General features: G+C 36.4%; 14 protein-coding genes. 12 read left to right on the top strand and 2 right to left on the bottom strand.

Features of this window, described 5'->3' with window-relative positions; genetic code table 11:
• The first annotated feature begins 139 nt into the window (after positions 1-139).
• Positions 140-2,872 carry a UPF0182 family membrane protein gene (locus acear_RS06700; protein ID WP_013278257.1) on the top strand — a complete coding sequence of 911 codons (2,733 nt, stop codon included), beginning with the start codon at positions 140-142 and terminating at the stop codon, positions 2,870-2,872.
• Between the two features lie 147 nt (positions 2,873-3,019).
• Positions 3,020-4,012: a DUF4899 domain-containing protein gene (locus acear_RS06695; RefSeq protein WP_013278256.1), complete on the top strand. Its 993-nt coding sequence runs from the start codon at positions 3,020-3,022 to the stop codon at positions 4,010-4,012.
• Between the two features lie 5 nt (positions 4,013-4,017).
• Here acear_RS06695 and acear_RS12150 read toward each other — a convergent pair whose 3' ends face one another.
• Positions 4,018-4,725, bottom strand: coding sequence for a VanW family protein (locus tag acear_RS12150; RefSeq protein WP_013278255.1), 708 nt, complete (start codon positions 4,723-4,725; stop codon positions 4,018-4,020).
• 103 nt (positions 4,726-4,828) lie between these two features.
• Between acear_RS12150 and acear_RS06685 the strand changes: the two genes are divergently transcribed.
• The 6 genes from acear_RS06685 to splB all read left to right on the top strand — a co-directional run bounded on the left by acear_RS06685 (position 4,829) and on the right by splB (position 10,759).
• Positions 4,829-5,887: a M42 family metallopeptidase gene (locus tag acear_RS06685; RefSeq protein ID WP_013278254.1), complete on the top strand. Its 1,059-nt coding sequence runs from the start codon at positions 4,829-4,831 to the stop codon at positions 5,885-5,887.
• Positions 5,878-6,915, top strand: coding sequence for a M42 family metallopeptidase (locus acear_RS06680; protein WP_013278253.1), 1,038 nt, complete (start codon positions 5,878-5,880; stop codon positions 6,913-6,915). Before acear_RS06685 ends, acear_RS06680 begins: the two co-directional genes overlap by 10 nt.
• Positions 6,899-7,885 (top strand): M42 family metallopeptidase, encoded by a 987-nt coding sequence (locus acear_RS06675; protein WP_013278252.1) that lies wholly within the window; start codon positions 6,899-6,901, stop codon positions 7,883-7,885. Before acear_RS06680 ends, acear_RS06675 begins: the two co-directional genes overlap by 17 nt.
• Before the next feature lie 36 nt (positions 7,886-7,921).
• Positions 7,922-9,127 (top strand): NAD(P)-dependent malic enzyme, encoded by a 1,206-nt coding sequence (locus acear_RS06670; RefSeq protein ID WP_013278251.1) that lies wholly within the window; start codon positions 7,922-7,924, stop codon positions 9,125-9,127.
• Positions 9,128-9,275: 148 nt separating this feature from the next.
• Positions 9,276-9,749 carry a hypothetical protein gene (locus acear_RS06665; RefSeq protein WP_013278250.1) on the top strand — a complete coding sequence of 158 codons (474 nt, stop codon included), beginning with the start codon at positions 9,276-9,278 and terminating at the stop codon, positions 9,747-9,749.
• Positions 9,746-10,759 carry a spore photoproduct lyase gene (gene splB / locus acear_RS06660; protein ID WP_013278249.1) on the top strand — a complete coding sequence of 338 codons (1,014 nt, stop codon included), beginning with the start codon at positions 9,746-9,748 and terminating at the stop codon, positions 10,757-10,759. The genes acear_RS06665 and splB overlap by 4 nt, the downstream gene beginning before the upstream one ends.
• Positions 10,760-10,776: 17 nt before the next feature.
• Here splB and acear_RS06655 read toward each other — a convergent pair whose 3' ends face one another.
• Positions 10,777-11,535, bottom strand: a complete 759-nt coding sequence (locus acear_RS06655) for a DUF1385 domain-containing protein (RefSeq protein WP_013278248.1) — start codon at positions 11,533-11,535, stop codon at positions 10,777-10,779.
• Between the two features lie 150 nt (positions 11,536-11,685).
• Here acear_RS06655 and acear_RS06650 point away from each other — a divergent pair, with 150 nt between their 5' ends.
• The 4 genes from acear_RS06650 to acear_RS06635 all read left to right on the top strand — a co-directional run bounded on the left by acear_RS06650 (position 11,686) and on the right by acear_RS06635 (position 16,447).
• Positions 11,686-13,185 (top strand): sodium-dependent transporter, encoded by a 1,500-nt coding sequence (locus tag acear_RS06650; RefSeq protein ID WP_013278247.1) that lies wholly within the window; start codon positions 11,686-11,688, stop codon positions 13,183-13,185.
• Between the two features lie 115 nt (positions 13,186-13,300).
• Positions 13,301-14,938, top strand: a complete 1,638-nt coding sequence (locus acear_RS06645) for a radical SAM protein (protein WP_013278246.1) — start codon at positions 13,301-13,303, stop codon at positions 14,936-14,938.
• 13 nt (positions 14,939-14,951) lie between these two features.
• Positions 14,952-15,260: an MTH1187 family thiamine-binding protein gene (locus tag acear_RS06640; protein WP_013278245.1), complete on the top strand. Its 309-nt coding sequence runs from the start codon at positions 14,952-14,954 to the stop codon at positions 15,258-15,260.
• 26 nt (positions 15,261-15,286) lie between these two features.
• Positions 15,287-16,447 (top strand): cysteine desulfurase family protein, encoded by a 1,161-nt coding sequence (locus acear_RS06635; RefSeq protein WP_013278244.1) that lies wholly within the window; start codon positions 15,287-15,289, stop codon positions 16,445-16,447.
• Positions 16,448-16,450: the final 3 nt, after the last annotated feature.

Raw genomic sequence — 16,450 nt, 5'->3', positions numbered from 1 at the left:
AAAGAAGCAGGGGATTATTTCCTCTGCTTCTTTTTTTAACATTTTATTAGTTGGCCTGCATAATAAGTAGGGAATTATCCCAGACTATAAAAAGGGAAAAATACCTAAAGGTAGAAATGACTTAAAGAGGAGGGATACTTTGAATTCGATAAGGAGAATAATTTTTATAATAGTTATTGCGGGATTAATTCTTGGTTCGCTTGCTTTATTAGGGATTAATTTTTATACTGATTGGCTTTGGTTTAGCAGTATAGAGTACCTATCAGTCTTCAAAACAATCTTTTTTACTAATATCTGGATTAAGTTAGGGATTATGCTCTTTTTTACTGTCTTTGTTTTTATCAATCTGTTGATTACTAAGAAAGAAATTTTAGATTATAAGCAGAGAGAAGAAAATGTGGAATATATTGATGATCCGTTGGCAGACCAGAGAAATTCATTTTTAGAATTGGTTACTAGTAGAAATTTAACCTGGGTGTTTTTAGGGGTCAGTATTCTGGTTAGTCTGTTGTTTAGTTCGATCAGTTCCGATGTCTGGCGGATAGTAAAGGAATTTCTAAATAGTACTCCATTTAATATTACTGATCCTATCTTTAATAATGATATCGGTTTTTATATTTTTGAATTACCATTCTATAAGTTTATTTATCAATTATTAACTATTTTATTAGTGGTTAGTGGTGTGTTATCAGCTGTAATTTATCTATTCATTAATTCTAAACAGCTATTGACGCGGAATATTACGCAGGGTTCGCGGGCTAAATACCATCTTTCTGTCTTAGTAGCATTATTTATGCTGCTTAAGGCCTGGGGCTATCTATTATCCAGGTATGATCTGCTTTATTCTACCCGGGGAGTTGCCTTTGGAGCCAGTTATACTGATGTGAATGCCAGCTTATTTGCTTTAAATGTTTTAGCTGTACTAGCAGCTTTAGTAGCTGTGTTTATGATTATCAATATTTTTACCAAGAATTTAAAGTTGGTTTTTGGAGGAATAATAGTTTTACTGGTTGCTTCAATTCTATTAGGCAGTATCTATCCACAGATAATTCAGCAGTTTAATGTAGAGCCTAATGAATTGACTAAAGAGCGGCCTTATATTAAGTATAATATTCAGATGACTAAAGAAGCATATAATTTAGATGAAATTGAAGAAAGTCCTTATCCCGTACAAGGGAAATTAAGATATGAGGATATTGAGAATAATCCGGAAACAATTAGCAATATTAGACTCTGGGATAGCCGGCCTCTAAAATCGACTTATAGTCAGCTACAGGAGATGAGACTCTATTATAATTTTGCTGATATTGATATCGACCGGTATGAGATCGATGGAGAATATCGTCAGGTAATGTTGTCACCGAGAGAATTAAATCAGGATCAACTGCCGAGTCGAGCTAACACTTGGATTAACCGTAAGTTGAAGTACACACATGGTTTTGGTGTAGCTATGAACTTAGCCAATCGTGTTAGTCCTGAGGGGTTGCCTGACTTTTTAATTAAGAATATACCTCCTAAATCGGAGACGGATTTAAATATTACTGAGCCCAGAATTTATTATGGAGAACAGACTAATAACTATGTTGTAGCCAATAATCAAGAACAAGAATTTGATTATCCGATGGGGGACCAGAATGCTTATAATACTTATCAGGGTTCAGGTGGAGTTCAGTTAGATTCGATTATTAAGCAGTTAGCTTTCGCTTCTAGATTCAGTAGTGCTAAGATGATTTTAAATGGTGATATCAGCAGTGAGAGCCGCTTGCTTTTCTATCGTAATATTCAACAGCGGGTTAATAAGATTGCTCCTTTCTTAAGTTATGATAGTGACCCTTATATGGTTATAGGTGATGATGGGAAGTTATACTGGATGCAGGATGCTTATACTACTACTGATATGTATCCTTATTCTGAGCCTTATAATAATTCCCTTAACTATATTCGAAATTCAGTGAAGGTGGTTATTGATGCCTATACGGGAGAGACTAATTTCTATATTATTGATGATTCTGATCCATTAGTTCAGACCTATAGTAAGATATTCCCTGAGTTATTTAAGCCGTTTGCCGAGATGTCTGACGATTTAAAGAATCATATTAGATATCCGGAGGATTTATTCAAAATTCAGACTCAGTTATATAGTACCTATCATATGACTAATCCGACTGTATTTTATAATAAGGAGGATTTATGGAAGATTCCTACTGAGAAGCTAGCCGGAAATACTGTTGAGATGCAGCCGTACTATACAATTATGCAGCTTCCTGAACACAAGGAAGAAGAGTTTCTTTTGATGCAGCCTTTTACTCCTAACAGAAAGAATAATATGATTTCCTGGTTGGCAGCTAGATCTGATCAGGAGGATTATGGTAAGTTATTACTTTATAAGTTTCCTAAGCAGCGCTTAATCTATGGGCCGATGCAGATTGAGTCGAGGATAGATCAGAATTCAACCATTTCTCGCCAGCTTAGTCTCTGGGACCAGAAAGGTTCAAGAGTAATACGGGGTAATCTGCTGGTTATTCCGATTGAGGATTCGATTTTATATGTAGAACCGATCTATCTCCAGTCTGATCAAAGTGATCTTCCGGAAATGAAGCGGGTTATTGTTTCGGATGGTAATCGAGTAGTCATGGCCCGTAATCTAGATTTAGCTTTTGCTAAACTATTTGAAGGTGAAGCTGATGCACCTGATGTACCAGAGGAAGAAATAGAACAGGAAATAATTGGAGTGCAGAATTTAACTGAACGTGCCTTAGAGCTTTATAATGAAGCTCAGACTAATCTTCAGGAGGGAAACTGGACTGAATACGGTGAAGCAATTGAAGAATTAAGATCAATCTTAGAAGATTTAAAAAGTGAAACTGAATAATTTAAGTGAAAAAGATAGATGTATTAAATTAGGCAAAGGCTGGCTCTGTAGGTTAGTCTTTGCTTTTTTATTTCTTTTTGATAAAGGAATATTATGCAAGAACCAAGAAATAAAATATAAACATATAGCAAGGTAAGGTGTGGTTAGATGGATTCCAAAATACAGGTGATTCAAGAGAATAGTGATCTTGATGAAACAGAAGCAGAGTTAGCTCTGGATTTGGCTGAGGGAGATATTGAAGAAGCGTTGCAGATGGTTGATTATGTAGATAAACCATTCTTTGCTTTACATATTAAGTTTGAAACTGAAGGAAGTAATAAGGTTTATGGCTTAGTTAATTTAATTGGTAATGGCAAGGAGGGAGAAATATTAAGGCTAAATGTAATTACTACTTACAAACGGGAGCTGTGGAGTATAGGGGTAGATATTAATAATAAAGTCTTTGATAGGACAATTGAAGAGGTTAAAGAAGGAAGCGGAACTACATATGATAAAGATATTAGAAATTCTTTTACTGATGAACTGAATTCAGCCCAGCTGTTTGAATTATTTACTAATGTTAAAGAGGACTGTCTGCCAGGGATCAAAGGAATGATCCGGGACCTTCTAAATCCTATTTTTAATAAGAAGATTGAGTTAGAGATTGGAACAGGTTTATTGACCAAAACACAGTTAGCTCGAAAGACAACAGTTGAATTTGATGATAATAAGGAAGATGAGGAAGAAGAAACAGAAAATATGCAGTTATCTATTTATCTTAAGTCTGTTCCGGTTATTTCAGCAATTAAAGGATGTAAAGTTAAGGAGCTGGAGATAGGAGATGAGATTTTAGTCAGAATTATTGATGAACGGGAAGTAGGTCGTTATTTAGCAGAACTAATCAGTACTGAAGAAAAGGGCGTTGCTGTGGGTAAGATTACAGATATTCATTTTAATGAACAATCGGACCGATATACCTTGATGTTGGAGTTTGGACCTAAAATTTACGGGAAATTGTTAGTTAAGGGAGAGATAAAGATAGCGTTAAGAGATAAACAGGAAGAAACCAATATAGGATTTGAGCTGGGTTTCCCTATAGGTTTAATATTGTTGTTTCTTCTGTTAGTAATTATAATTATTCTTTTATTATTGTATATTTAAGCAAATCAGAATGAATAGGATTTATTCAGTCGATTTAAACTATACTCAGAATTATGAATTTTAAATAAGAAGATAACTACCTTGTTTTCAAGAATTTCACTTCTGATCAGGATGGGGGATTCTTTGTTATTCTTGAATTTTAAATCTTTAACATTTGGAACTATAGTAGCATCCCTGTCTTGTGGCACATAATCAACTGGAGAAGAGTGGGGATGTCTTTCTGTGATTTTTAATTCAGCTTGTAGTAGAGTATTATATAAAGTGGAAGAAGCCTGACAGACTCCACCCCCGTAGGCCGGCTGGAGACGGTTATTAATAATAGCTGGAGCCGGTTGATAACCATTTTCTGGAGTTAGATTACCAATCTGTTGGTTAAATGAAAATTCTTCTTGGGGCTGAATTATTCTGTTATTTAATTTTTGTAAGGCAATTCTAATATTATTGGTTCGCTGAGGATTATCATCTTTAAGAGGAGTTGTATAGATGCTCAAAAGGCTGACCTGTTTAGAAGTTTTATTTACATTAAGCTGGAGAGTATTCTGGTTTGGAAAATTTATAGTTGAAAAAAGATTAAATTTTTGGTTCTTTAGTTTAATTTTAATATTTCTTTTTATTTTTGATTTATGATAATTTGGATCTGTACTGTTAAGTATAAGCGGTAGAAGGAATAATATAATAATTAGAATTATACTCTGTAGAGTTTTGTTCTTCATAGTATGCCCCCTTAAAATGTTAATCTTATTATCAGTATGGAGCTGATTATATATTCGATAATTCTGTATCCAATAATTTAAAATTTTGAAGGGAGGACTAAGTTTGGAAAATAGAGATTTTCTTGAGAAATTATCCGGTTATACTGGAGTTTCAGGTAGAGAAGAAAAAGTTGCAGAAATTATAAGAGGGAGCTTCAGTGATTATACTGATGAAATCAAGACTGATACATTAGGTAATTTAATTGCTTTAAAAGAAGGAGAAGATAAAAGAAAAGATAAGCTCCAGATTATGTTGGCTGCTCATATGGATGAAATTGGTTTAATGGTTAAAGATATAGATGATGATGGATTTATTAAGTTTACTACTGTAGGTGGAATTGATCAGCGAACCCTTGTTGGACAAGAGGTAACTATATATGGTAAGAAGGCTATTAAGGGGATTATTGGAGCTAAACCGCCTCATGTTCAGGAAAAGGAGGAGAGAAATAAGGCAGTTAAGATAGAGGATATGTATATAGATGTAGGTCGAGATAATAAAGAAGTAACTGACTTAGTTTCTGTTGGAGACTTAGCAGTGATTGAACGTCGGTTTAGTGAGTTAGATGGTAACAGAGTTAGCGGTAAAGCATTGGATGATAGATCAGGTGTGACGGTAATACTGGAATGTCTAAAGGAGCTGCAGCGTTTACATCATACAGCTGATGTCTATCCGACGGCTACTGTACAGGAAGAAGTAGGAGTCAGAGGAGCAACTACCAGCACCTACGGAATTGTACCTGATATCGGAATTGTAATCGATGTCGGCCATGGCAAGATGCCGGGTACTTCTGAGGAGGATACAGCCAAGTTAGGTGATGGGCCAGTAATTGTTTTAGGCCCCCAGATACATCCTAAATTGCATAAAAAGTTAAAAGAGATAGCTAATGAATATGAGATTCCTTATCAAATTAATGCTGAAACTACTCCTCGCGGGACAGATGCCTTTGCTGTTCAGGTTACGAGAAGCGGCATTCCCACTGCTTTAATTTCGATTCCTCTTCGCTATATGCATACTTCGGTAGAAACTTTGGATTTAACAGATATTAAACAGGCTGGTCGCCTGTTGGCTAACTTTATTAATCAGGTTGACGCTGAGTTTGTGGAGGGATTAAGATGCTTTTAGGTAAGTTATCTGAGGCAGTAGGAATTTCAGGGGCAGAAGATGAAGTAAGAGATCTTATTAAAGAAGAAGTAGCCGATTATGTTGATGAAGTCAAGACTGATGCGTTGGGCAATTTGATTACTTATAAAGAAGGTAATCCGTCTTTACCAACATTACTGGTAGCGGCCCATATGGATGAAATTGGTTTAATGATTACAAATATAGAAAAGAATGGTCTTTTAAGCTTCAAACCAGTAGGGGCTGTCGATAAAAGAATTCTGGTTTCAAAACAGGTAGTAATCGGTGATGATAAAGTTCCAGGCGTGATTGGTGCTAAAGCAATTCATTTACAGAAGCCTGCTGAACGCAGAAAACCGCTTCGGATTAAGCAGCTATATATTGATATTGGGGCTAAGGATGAACAGGCTGCTAAGAAGTTGGTCCAGATAGGTGATACTGCTACTTTTAGTACGAAGTTTTCTCAGTTAAATGACAAGACAGTAAAAGGAAAAGCCTTTGATGACCGAGTCGGCTGTTCATTATTAATTAAGTTACTCAAGCAGAATTATAATTTTCCTGTTTATGGTATCTTTTCTGTACAGGAGGAAGTTGGACTTAGAGGAGCAGGTCCGGCTGTCTATGATCTTGAACCTGATTTAGCTTTAGTTTTAGAGGGGACTACTGCCTCTGATGTGCCGGAAAGTAAGGAACATGCCTACTCTACTACAGTTGGAGAAGGACCTGCGTTAACTATAATGGATGCTACAATAATTCCTAACCGCAGTCTGCTGCAGGAGATTATTACTGTAGCTGAAAAAGAGGAAATAGATTATCAGTTCAGAAAGTCTACAGCTGCGGGAACTGATGCCGGCCGGGTTCATCTCTCAAAAGAAGGAATTCCAACGGCAGTTATCTCTGTTCCGGTACGCTATATACATTCGCCTGCTTCTATGTTAAATCTGGATGATTATCAAACGACTCACGATTTAGTTGATAAATTTTCTGTAAAATTAGCCCAAGGAGGTATTAGTCTTGAAAGAGATAATTAAACGTCTAACAGAAGCTTATGGACCTTCCGGTCATGAAGAAGAGATAAGAAACTTAATTAGATCTGAGCTTGAAGATGAAGTGGATGAGATTAGAGTAGATAAGTTGGGAAATTTAATTACTTATAAGGAAGGAAGCAGTGATAAAAAGGTAATGCTGGCCGCCCATATGGATGAGATAGGCTTGATAGTTACCCATATTGATGAAGATGGATTCATTAGATTTTCTAATGTCGGCGGTGTTTCGCCTTATATCTTATTGGGAGAGAGGGTGATTTTTGGAAATGGTTTAGAAGGAGTTATTAGTAAAGAGGAGTTAGATAGCATTAAAAAATTAAGGTTCAGCAAGATGTATATTGATGTAGGGTTAGATAGTAAAGAGGACGTAAAAGAAGAAATTAATATCGGTGATGTGGCTACCTATAAACGTGAATTTTCTGATTTAGGCGATAGGTTGCTTGCTAAATCGCTGGATAATAGAGCCGGCTGTGCTCTTTTAATTGAAACTATTAAGAATCTCTCGACTTTAGCTAATGATACTTATTTTGTTTTTACTGTTCAAGAAGAAGTGGGAATTAGAGGAGCCCAGACTTCAGCTTTTGGAATCAATCCTGACTTAGGGATTGCAGTTGATGTAACCGGCACTGGTGATACACCAGAGTCAAGAAGAATGGCGGTTTCGTTAGGAGAAGGACCAGCAATTAAGGTTAAGGATAGATCGGTGATTACCCATCCTAAAGTTAAAGATTTAATGGTATCGACGGCTGAAGAACAAGAGATTTCTTATCAGTTGGAGGTTTTGGAGTTTGGTGGTACTGATGCCGGTAGTATTCATCTAACACGTAAGGGAGTACCGACTGGAGTCTTATCCATTCCGGCTCGTTATATTCATACTCCAAGCGAAGTAGTGGATTATAGTGATGTAGAGAATGGCGTCAAGTTGCTGGATAGTATTCTACAGAAAGAGGTTTAGTATCTGCAGTTAACCAAACAGGGGAGGTATTAAGGGATGATAATTAAAGAAGATGCATTAATGGGTTATGAGACTCCTGAAGAAAAGGAAAAGAAAGAAGTTCAAAATAAACAGGTAGACACAAAAAAACAGCAGGGTCGGAAGCAAGATAGAAGAGCTAAGAGTAGGACTGACTTTTTACAAGAAATAGTCAATGACCCCGAAAAGATTTATAAATATACCGATAAAGGTAGGAGAGTAGCTGTCATTTCTAATGGTTCGTCGGTTCTACATTTAGGTGAAATAGGAGCCGATGCGGTATTACCGATTGTGGAAAGTAAGGTTAAATTATTAGAAAAGTATGCTGAAGTAGAAGCGGTTCCTATCTGTTTGGATATAATGGATATTGATAAGTTGGCTGCTACAATTAAGAATTTAGCGCCGGCTTATGGAGCTATCTTTTTAGAAGATATTGCTGCTCCTGAGTGTATTGAATTACAGTATAGATTACAGAACCAATTATCGATTCCTGTTTATCATGATGACCAACAGGGAAGGGCTATTGCTGTTTTGGCAGCTTTATACAATGCTTTACAGGTAGTAGATAAGTCTTTAGAGGACTTGAATGTGGTAATATTTGGAAGTGAGATTGCTAATTTAGCAATTATTGAGTTATTGTTGACAGCTGAGGTAAAGGAGGTAACTCTTTATGATAAATTTGGAATTTTTGAACCAAAGGATAGTAAGTTTAGTTTAATTAAGAAAAGAATAGACCGGAAATCCAGAGTTAACATTATGGAAACGAATTTAGAAGAGGCTTTAGATGGAGCTGATGTTCTGCTGGGGAATGGATTTGGAGATATACTGAATCAACATGTAGTCCATAATATGAAAGAAAAACCGATTATCTTTTCTTTAGCTGATTCAATTGCAAAAGAGGCTCCTCGGATGGATATGTTTGACTTTGAAGAAGGGGAGAAGATTAATAGTCAGTTAGTCTTTCCTGGCTTAATTAAAGGGCTACTACAGAACAGACAGAAGCGGCTTTCACTGGAAGTTCAATTAATTGCTGCTAAGATTGTAGCCAGTTTAGTTGAGAAACCAGCGGCGGATAATATTCTTCCTAATGCTTTTGATCCGGAAGTTATGAATAAAGTAACTGAAGCAGTATTTAAGGGAGTAACTACTGCTAAAACTGATGTTGATAAATTAAAAAAGAAAGAAGACCTGTCATTAGAGGTTATGGAATATCTGTTAGATTAATGTTAAGCATCTGCTGAACGGCAGGTGCTTTTTTTATTTGTAATTAAGCCAGTATTTGAAAGTATAATAGTAATTCTAGTTTATAAAACTAAACGTATAAAGAGGTAGATTAAACTAAACATTGTAGTGAGGAGTTGAAATTTAAGTTATGTTAATTGATCGTTTAATTAAGGAAGTAAAGTTTGAATTACAGGAAGCATATAGATTGCTGGATGAGTTGAATGAAGAGGAGCTCCAATCAGAAATAAATAATGATGGTCTACTAGCAGAGACAACTAGAAATATAATTACAGATCAAAAAAGGTTATTAACTAATCTGGAGATAGATAGATTAGCCACTGTTATTTCTAAAATAGAAGATGAGCATACTATCTGTCCTTCCTGTAAAAAAGAATTATCAAAAAACAAACGGGTTGTTCGCCTGCCGTATTATAGTCTAATTAATATCAAAGAAAATCCAATTCCTCCGGTTGAAATTATAGTTATTGATACCTGTCAGCACTGTAACTACATTCTTGATTTTGAGTTCTTTAAAGGAGATGAAGCCTATCAATTATATCAGCTGTTAATAAAAGATTTAAATAATACTGAATTTGAATTAAAAGAGGAGCTGGAAAGATGAAAGCTTTTGAACCCAAATCGGTCTTAATTGAAGAGCAGGCTCTTGATTATGAGTTAGGAGCTGAGATTAAAGAAAGGTATGAGGATAAAGAAGTGCCGGTAAGAATGATTGAATCCCATAATAGAGTTAAATGGAAGGAACAGATGACACCCCTGGAGTTGTTTGAAAAGGCTAAAGAAACATTGGTAGTGGGGGTCAAGAAGACGCTCCGCTTTAAATCCTGTCAGCCTTCGGCTGATTATCGAGTAGTGGGAAATACTAGCTGTCCCGGTAGGTGTGAATACTGTTATTTAGCTACTAATTTAGGTTCGGCAGTCTATCCTAGAGTCTATGTTAATATAGATGAAATTCTGGATGCTATTAAGAAGCATATAAAAAAGAGTGAAAAGGAGATAACAACTTTTGAAGCCAGTAGTTCTTCTGATCCTATTGCTTTAGAGCATATTACTGGAGTATTGGGTAGAATGATTAATTTTTTTAGCCAGCGTGATGATGCGTTATTAAGGGTAGCTACTAAATTTGATAATATTGATTCATTTTTAAATATAGATCATAATGAAAAGACGCGGTTTAGGTATAGTATTAATTCTGCTTATGTAATAAGAGAGTTTGAAAATCTAACTCCTTCTTTAACTTCGCGCTTACAGGCAGCCTACAAACTTAAAGAAGCAGGCTATCCAGTAGGCTTTATTATTGCTCCAATTATGCTGCATGAGAATTGGAAACAGGAGTATAAAAGGATGATTGATAAGTTAGCTACAGCCTTTAGTGATTTTCAAAATTCAGAATTGAGTTTTGAATTGATTATGTTTAGGTTCAGCACACGGACTAAGAATATAATTCAGGAACGATATCCGGAAACTAAGTTGGACTTTAGTAAGGACCAAAAGAAGCATAAAGGCTTTGGTAAGTATGTCTATGATGAAGAGACAGCTGAACAATTACGGACATATTTAGCTGAGTTAATTAAAGATAGACTTCCGAAGGCTGAAATTGAATATTTTGTTTGAAAGAAAGGCTACTGGTATTATTTATCCCTTTCTTCCATACTAATTAAGATATCGAGGGCTTTTTCAGCAGCCTTTAGATGTTTAGAATCCGGTTCAATAGTAGTAATCATTTGAACAAGATACGGGATATTCAAGATCGATTCCGGTAGAATTAAAATGAATTCATAGGCAATACCGATGGCTACCAAAGTTTCTAAATAAATGTTAAAACCCAATCCCAGTGTTTCAAAGATGAAGATAATGAAGAGATAAAAGACAACTAAGTTAGTTCCACACCTTCTTGCTAATCTTGAATGAGAAGCAATATTCTGTTGATAATCGGACTGATAATAGTTAATAGCTTTATGTTCTGCTCCATGAAACTTAAAGAGTTCTTGTAAGATAGTCATCCGCAGAAGTAGTATAATAGAAATAACCACTACTAAGTAAACTGGAATTTTAGCCGGAGTTGGTAGGAATGAAACCGAAGCAATACTGTTAGGGAATAACTGAAAATAGATTTCTAAGCTGATATCAAATATAATAAATAGAAGAATAGGCCAAAACTTTGTTGGCTTCTGAATAGCTTCTTTTAAGAAATAGAAAATAGAAAAGAGAATGCTAACCATTCCTCTTAAAACAGGGATCTTTTTGGCTGATAAGAATAATTTATTATTGGCTAAAGCATTTTGACCTACTTCGTATTTTAATTGACCATCTTCATAATAGGTTTTAACAGAGTATTTTTGGCCGAAAAGTCGAATTCCATTTCTATAAGATCTACCGCCCATCTTCATTCTCTAGGCACCTCCAATCATTGAATAGTTTATTAGATTTAGCTGGAAATGTCAACAAACAGAAAATGTTAACTATTTGACTTTTAAGAAAAGAGGTGATATATTAATTAGGACTTTAAATAACTAGCAAAGAATAAGGAGGAGCAGAGAATGGAGTCAAGTGAGAATCAGTGGGGATCGAGATTAGGTTTTATTCTAGCAACTATCGGTTCGGCAGTAGGATTGGGTAATATCTGGCGTTTTAGCTATGTAGCTTATGATAATGGTGGGGGAGCATTCTTAATTCCCTATTTTTTTGCTTTATTAACTACTGGAATTCCTTTATTAATTTTAGAGTTTAGTTTTGGCCAGAAGATGCGCGGTTCTGCCCCTTTTTCCTTTACTAAGGTAGATGAAAAATGGGAGTGGCTTGGTTGGTGGTCTACGCTAGTAACTTTTGTTTTAATTTCTTATTATTCAGTAATTATCAGTTGGAGTTTTAAATATATTTACTATGCCTTCAGCGGGGCCTGGGGTAGTAATCCGGAAGCCTTTCTATATAATACCCACTTGCAGTTAACTTCAGGTATTGGTGAATTAGGAGGAGTCAATCTTTCAGTTCTATTGATAGTTTTAGTAGTTTGGTTAATTAATTTTGTGATTGTCTATAATGGAATTGAAGCCGGGGTTGAAAAGGCTTCGAAGATTTTTATGCCGATTTTAGCATTATTAATGTTAATTATTGTAGTTCGCGGAATTACATTACCGGGAGCAGTCGAAGGAATTAATAAGTTTTTAGAACCGGATTTTGCTGCTTTACTGAATCCTGGAGTCTGGTTGGCTGCCTATGGACAGATCTTCTTTACTTTAAGCGTCTGTTTTGGAGTAATGATTGCTTACGGTAGTTACTTATCTGAGGATTCTGATATTGTGAATAATGCTTTCATTACTGCATTGGCTAACTGTAGTTTTAGCTTTATTGTAGGGATTGGAGTCTTTGGGATTCTGGGATATATGGCGGCTCAGACCGGGCAGCCGATAGAGGAAGTGGTTGCTCAGAGTATCGGTTTAGCTTTTGTAGCTTTTCCAAAGGCGATTAATATGCTTCCTGCTTTCAATACAGTATTGGGAGTTATTTTCTTTGTTGCCTTAGGAATAGCAGGAATTTCTTCGAGTATTTCTATGGTAGAGGCGGTATCGGCACCGGTAATGGATAAGTTTAATCTCAGCCGTAAGAAGGCAACAACAATTGTCTGTGGACTTGGATTTATAGCTAGTATTCTCTTTACTACTGGGGCCGGACTCTACTTTTTAGATATAATTGATCATTATAATATGCAGTTTGGTGTTGCTGTTATCGGAATCTTAGAGGCAGTTGTTATAGGTTGGTATTATAAAGCTGAAGTACTGCGAGATTTCTTCAATCCTATCTCTAACTTTCAGGTCGGTCGCTGGTGGGATATAATGATTAAGTATATTACTCCGCTCTTTTTGACTTATATGCTGATTAGATCATTTGTTATGGAGCTAAATCAGCCTTATGCTGGGTATCCAGTAAGTGATCTTAAGATTGGCTGGATAGCAGCAGCTGGAGTTTTGATAATGTCAATCATTCTCAATCTTCTACCTAACAGATATGATGGCTTAGTGAAGAATGAGACAGATTTATAATAGACTTCAGTCTAAGCATTCATCTTTTTAAGATGGATGCTTTTAATTTTGGGTGCTAATTGGTATAATAAATATGGTGTTGAATTTGATATATTGGTGAAGGGAAGGTTGTAAAATGAGCAGACAGAAGGTTAGTATTTTAGATGGCTATCTTGATGAGCCCTCCTGTTTAGGCGTTCCTCCTTATATTGCTCCCCATGTACGGTATACCTATGGAGCATTAAGGGATGCAGGGTTGGCAAAAGAGGAAATTGATTATTTAACTATTGATCAGTTTAGGGATAATAAAGAAGAGTTACTGAACAGATTAAAGATGTCTCAGGCTGTAGTTATTATTGCTGGAACTACTGTTCCTGGTAAGTACTTAGGTGGTAAACCGATTTCACTTCAGGAGATTGAAAGTCTTACAGAGAGGTTGCAGTCTCCAGAGGTTATTTTAAGCGGTCCCATTATTAATTCTGGTCTAAAAATTAATTCTGTAGATAAAACTGCATCAGAAATTCCGGGATTGACTGTCTACCAGGAATTTACTAATAATAATTTAATAACAGAATTAGATCCGGTTGAGATTGTAGACCGCTGGGCTAGACTAGGGGCTGTAGTTACTACTAAGCATCCTAATTTTCCTTATTTAGTCTGTGAATTAGAGACGTTTAGGGGCTGTCCTAGAGAGGAGAATTGTGCCTTCTGTAGTGAAGGCTTTAAAGAGATTACATATCATAGAAGTCTGGAAGGAATTATAGGGGAAGTAGCTGAGTTATCCAGTTTGGGTAATCAGTACTTTCGCTTAGGCTGTCAGACGGATTTATTGCTATATCAGGCGGAAGAACAGGAGGGGAGGTTATGTCCTAATCCAGAAGTTATTAAGAGTTTATATACTGGAATTAGAGAAGTAGCTTCTGATTTAAAGACATTACATATGGATAATATAAATCCAGCCACAATTGCTGATTTTCCTGACCGATCAGCTGAAGTGTTAGAGATGATAGCTGCTTACAATACTGCTGGTGATATAGCTGCTTTTGGATTGGAGTCAGCTGACCCTCAAGTGCTTGAGGCCAATAATATCGGTACTACTCCTGATAAGACAATGCAGGCTATAGAGATTATGAATCAAGCCAGCGGCTATCGTGATGAAGATGGAGTGCCTAAGCTGTTGCCTGGTCTTAATTTATTACACGGTCTTAAAGGAGAACGGGAGCAGACAATGGAGTTGAATCTAAAGTTTCTACATAAGATTATTGAAAAGGATCTTTTGGTACGCAGAATTAATGTCCGGCAGGTGAATGCACTTCAGGGATATGAGACAGGTTATAATTATAGTAAGCAAGAATTTAAGGAATATAAGGATAAGATTAATGAAGAGATTAATCAGCCAATGCTTAAACGGGTATTCCCCAAAGGAACACTGCTCAAAGAGGTTATTGTCGAAAAGAGCCAGGGTAAGATTTCCTTTGGTAGACAGTTAGGGACTTATCCAATCTTAATAGGTGTTCCTGGCCAGCGTCAAGTAGGTAAAGTCTTTGATGTGAAGGTTATCGACTACGGCTATAGGTCGGTAACAGGAATTCCCTGGCCTTTTAATCTCAATCAGGCAGGATTGGCTGAATTAGAAGCGCTGCCTGGTATCGGCAAAAAGCGGGCGATGAGAATCTTTATGGCTGATAAAATTAAAGATTTGGATGAGCTGAACCGGGTGTTGGATTATAGTTATGATGTGGAGCAGTTAAGAAATTTAGTAATCTTTAATTAGGAGGTGTCAATTGATGGCGATTGTAGAAGTAACAGTGGTACCATTAGGAACTGAAGATGCCAGTTTGAGCAAGTATGTTGCTGGCTGTCAGCAGGTATTGGTTGAAGAAGAAGGAATTGAGTATCAATTAACGCCGATGGGAACGATTATTGAAGGTGACTTGGATACTATCTTTGCTGTAGTTAAGAAGTTACATGAAACTCCCTTTGATGAAGGAGCAGTTCGGGTTTCTACTTCAATTAAGATTGATGACCGCCGGGATAAAGAGGCCAGCATGGATCAGAAGATAGATTCTGTTGAAAGTAAATTGGAGCAAGGATAATCTTTGGATGAGCGAGGAGGAGAATTATGGATGAAGTATATCTCGATAATAGTGCAACTACTAAACCAAAATTTGAAGTTATTGAGGCGATGATGGAACCTCTAACAGATGTTTATGGAAATCCTTCTTCGCTTCATAGTATGGGAGTAGAAGCAGAAAAATTAATTAAGCAGGCCAGAAGGAGTTTGGCCAAAGTTATTAAGGCTGATGAGCGGGAGATTATATTTACTTCTGGCGGTACTGAAGCCAATAATTTGGCTATTAAGGGAACTTTAAATGCTTTACAGCGGTATGGAAATCAGATTATTACGACTAAGGTTGAACATTCGTCGGTTTTAGATACTTTAAAGGAGTTAGAAGAGAAAGGATGGGAAGTAGTTTATCTTGATGTAGATAAGAGGGGTAGAGTAGATCTCAAGCAGTTAGAGGAAGCAGTTTCGGAAAATACAGTCTTAGTCAGTATTATGCAGGTTAATAGTGAAGTAGGTACAGTTCAGCCGATTGCTGAAGTGGAAAAGATTATAAATGAGTACAGAGATAGTAGGCTATATCTTCATGTGGATGGAGTCCAGGCTTTAGGTAAGTTAGAGTTGGATGTTAATAGACCGAATATAGATTTATTATCCCTAAGCAGCCATAAAATCCACGGCCCTAAGGGAGTAGGTGCTTTATATATAGATAAAGATATAAGATTAAAACCGCAGCTTACTGGCGGAGGCCAAGAGATGGAATATCGAGGCGGAACTGAAAATGTGCCGGGAATTGTTGGTTTTGGCCGAGCGGCTGATTTAATTAGGGATGGCTTTAAAGAAGATACCTTTTATATGAAGCAGTTAAAGGAGCGGTTAGCCGAAGGAATTATTGATAATTTTAAAGGGGTCCAGATCAATGGACCGGAACCTAAAGATGGAGTTTCACATATCTTAAATCTGTCCTTTAGAGGACTTAAAGGTGAAGTATTGATCCATGCCTTAGAAGAGAAGAATATCTATGCGTCTACTGGATCTGCCTGTTCATCGAAGACTCCTGATCCTAGCCATGTATTACAGGCTATGGATTTGGATGATGAAGCTATGGAAGGGGCTATTCGCTTTAGTCTATCTTCGGAGAATACCAAAAAAGAAATAGATTATGTGATTGATGTATTAACAGAGGTAGTACCAGAGTTAAGAAAGATTATTGGTTAAAGT

This window comes from Acetohalobium arabaticum DSM 5501, assembly GCF_000144695.1.
Taxonomy (GTDB): Bacteria; Bacillota; Halanaerobiia; order Halobacteroidales; family Acetohalobiaceae; genus Acetohalobium; species Acetohalobium arabaticum.
Note: the sequence above shows the minus strand (reverse complement) of the source record. Positions and strands in the feature narration are given on the sequence as shown.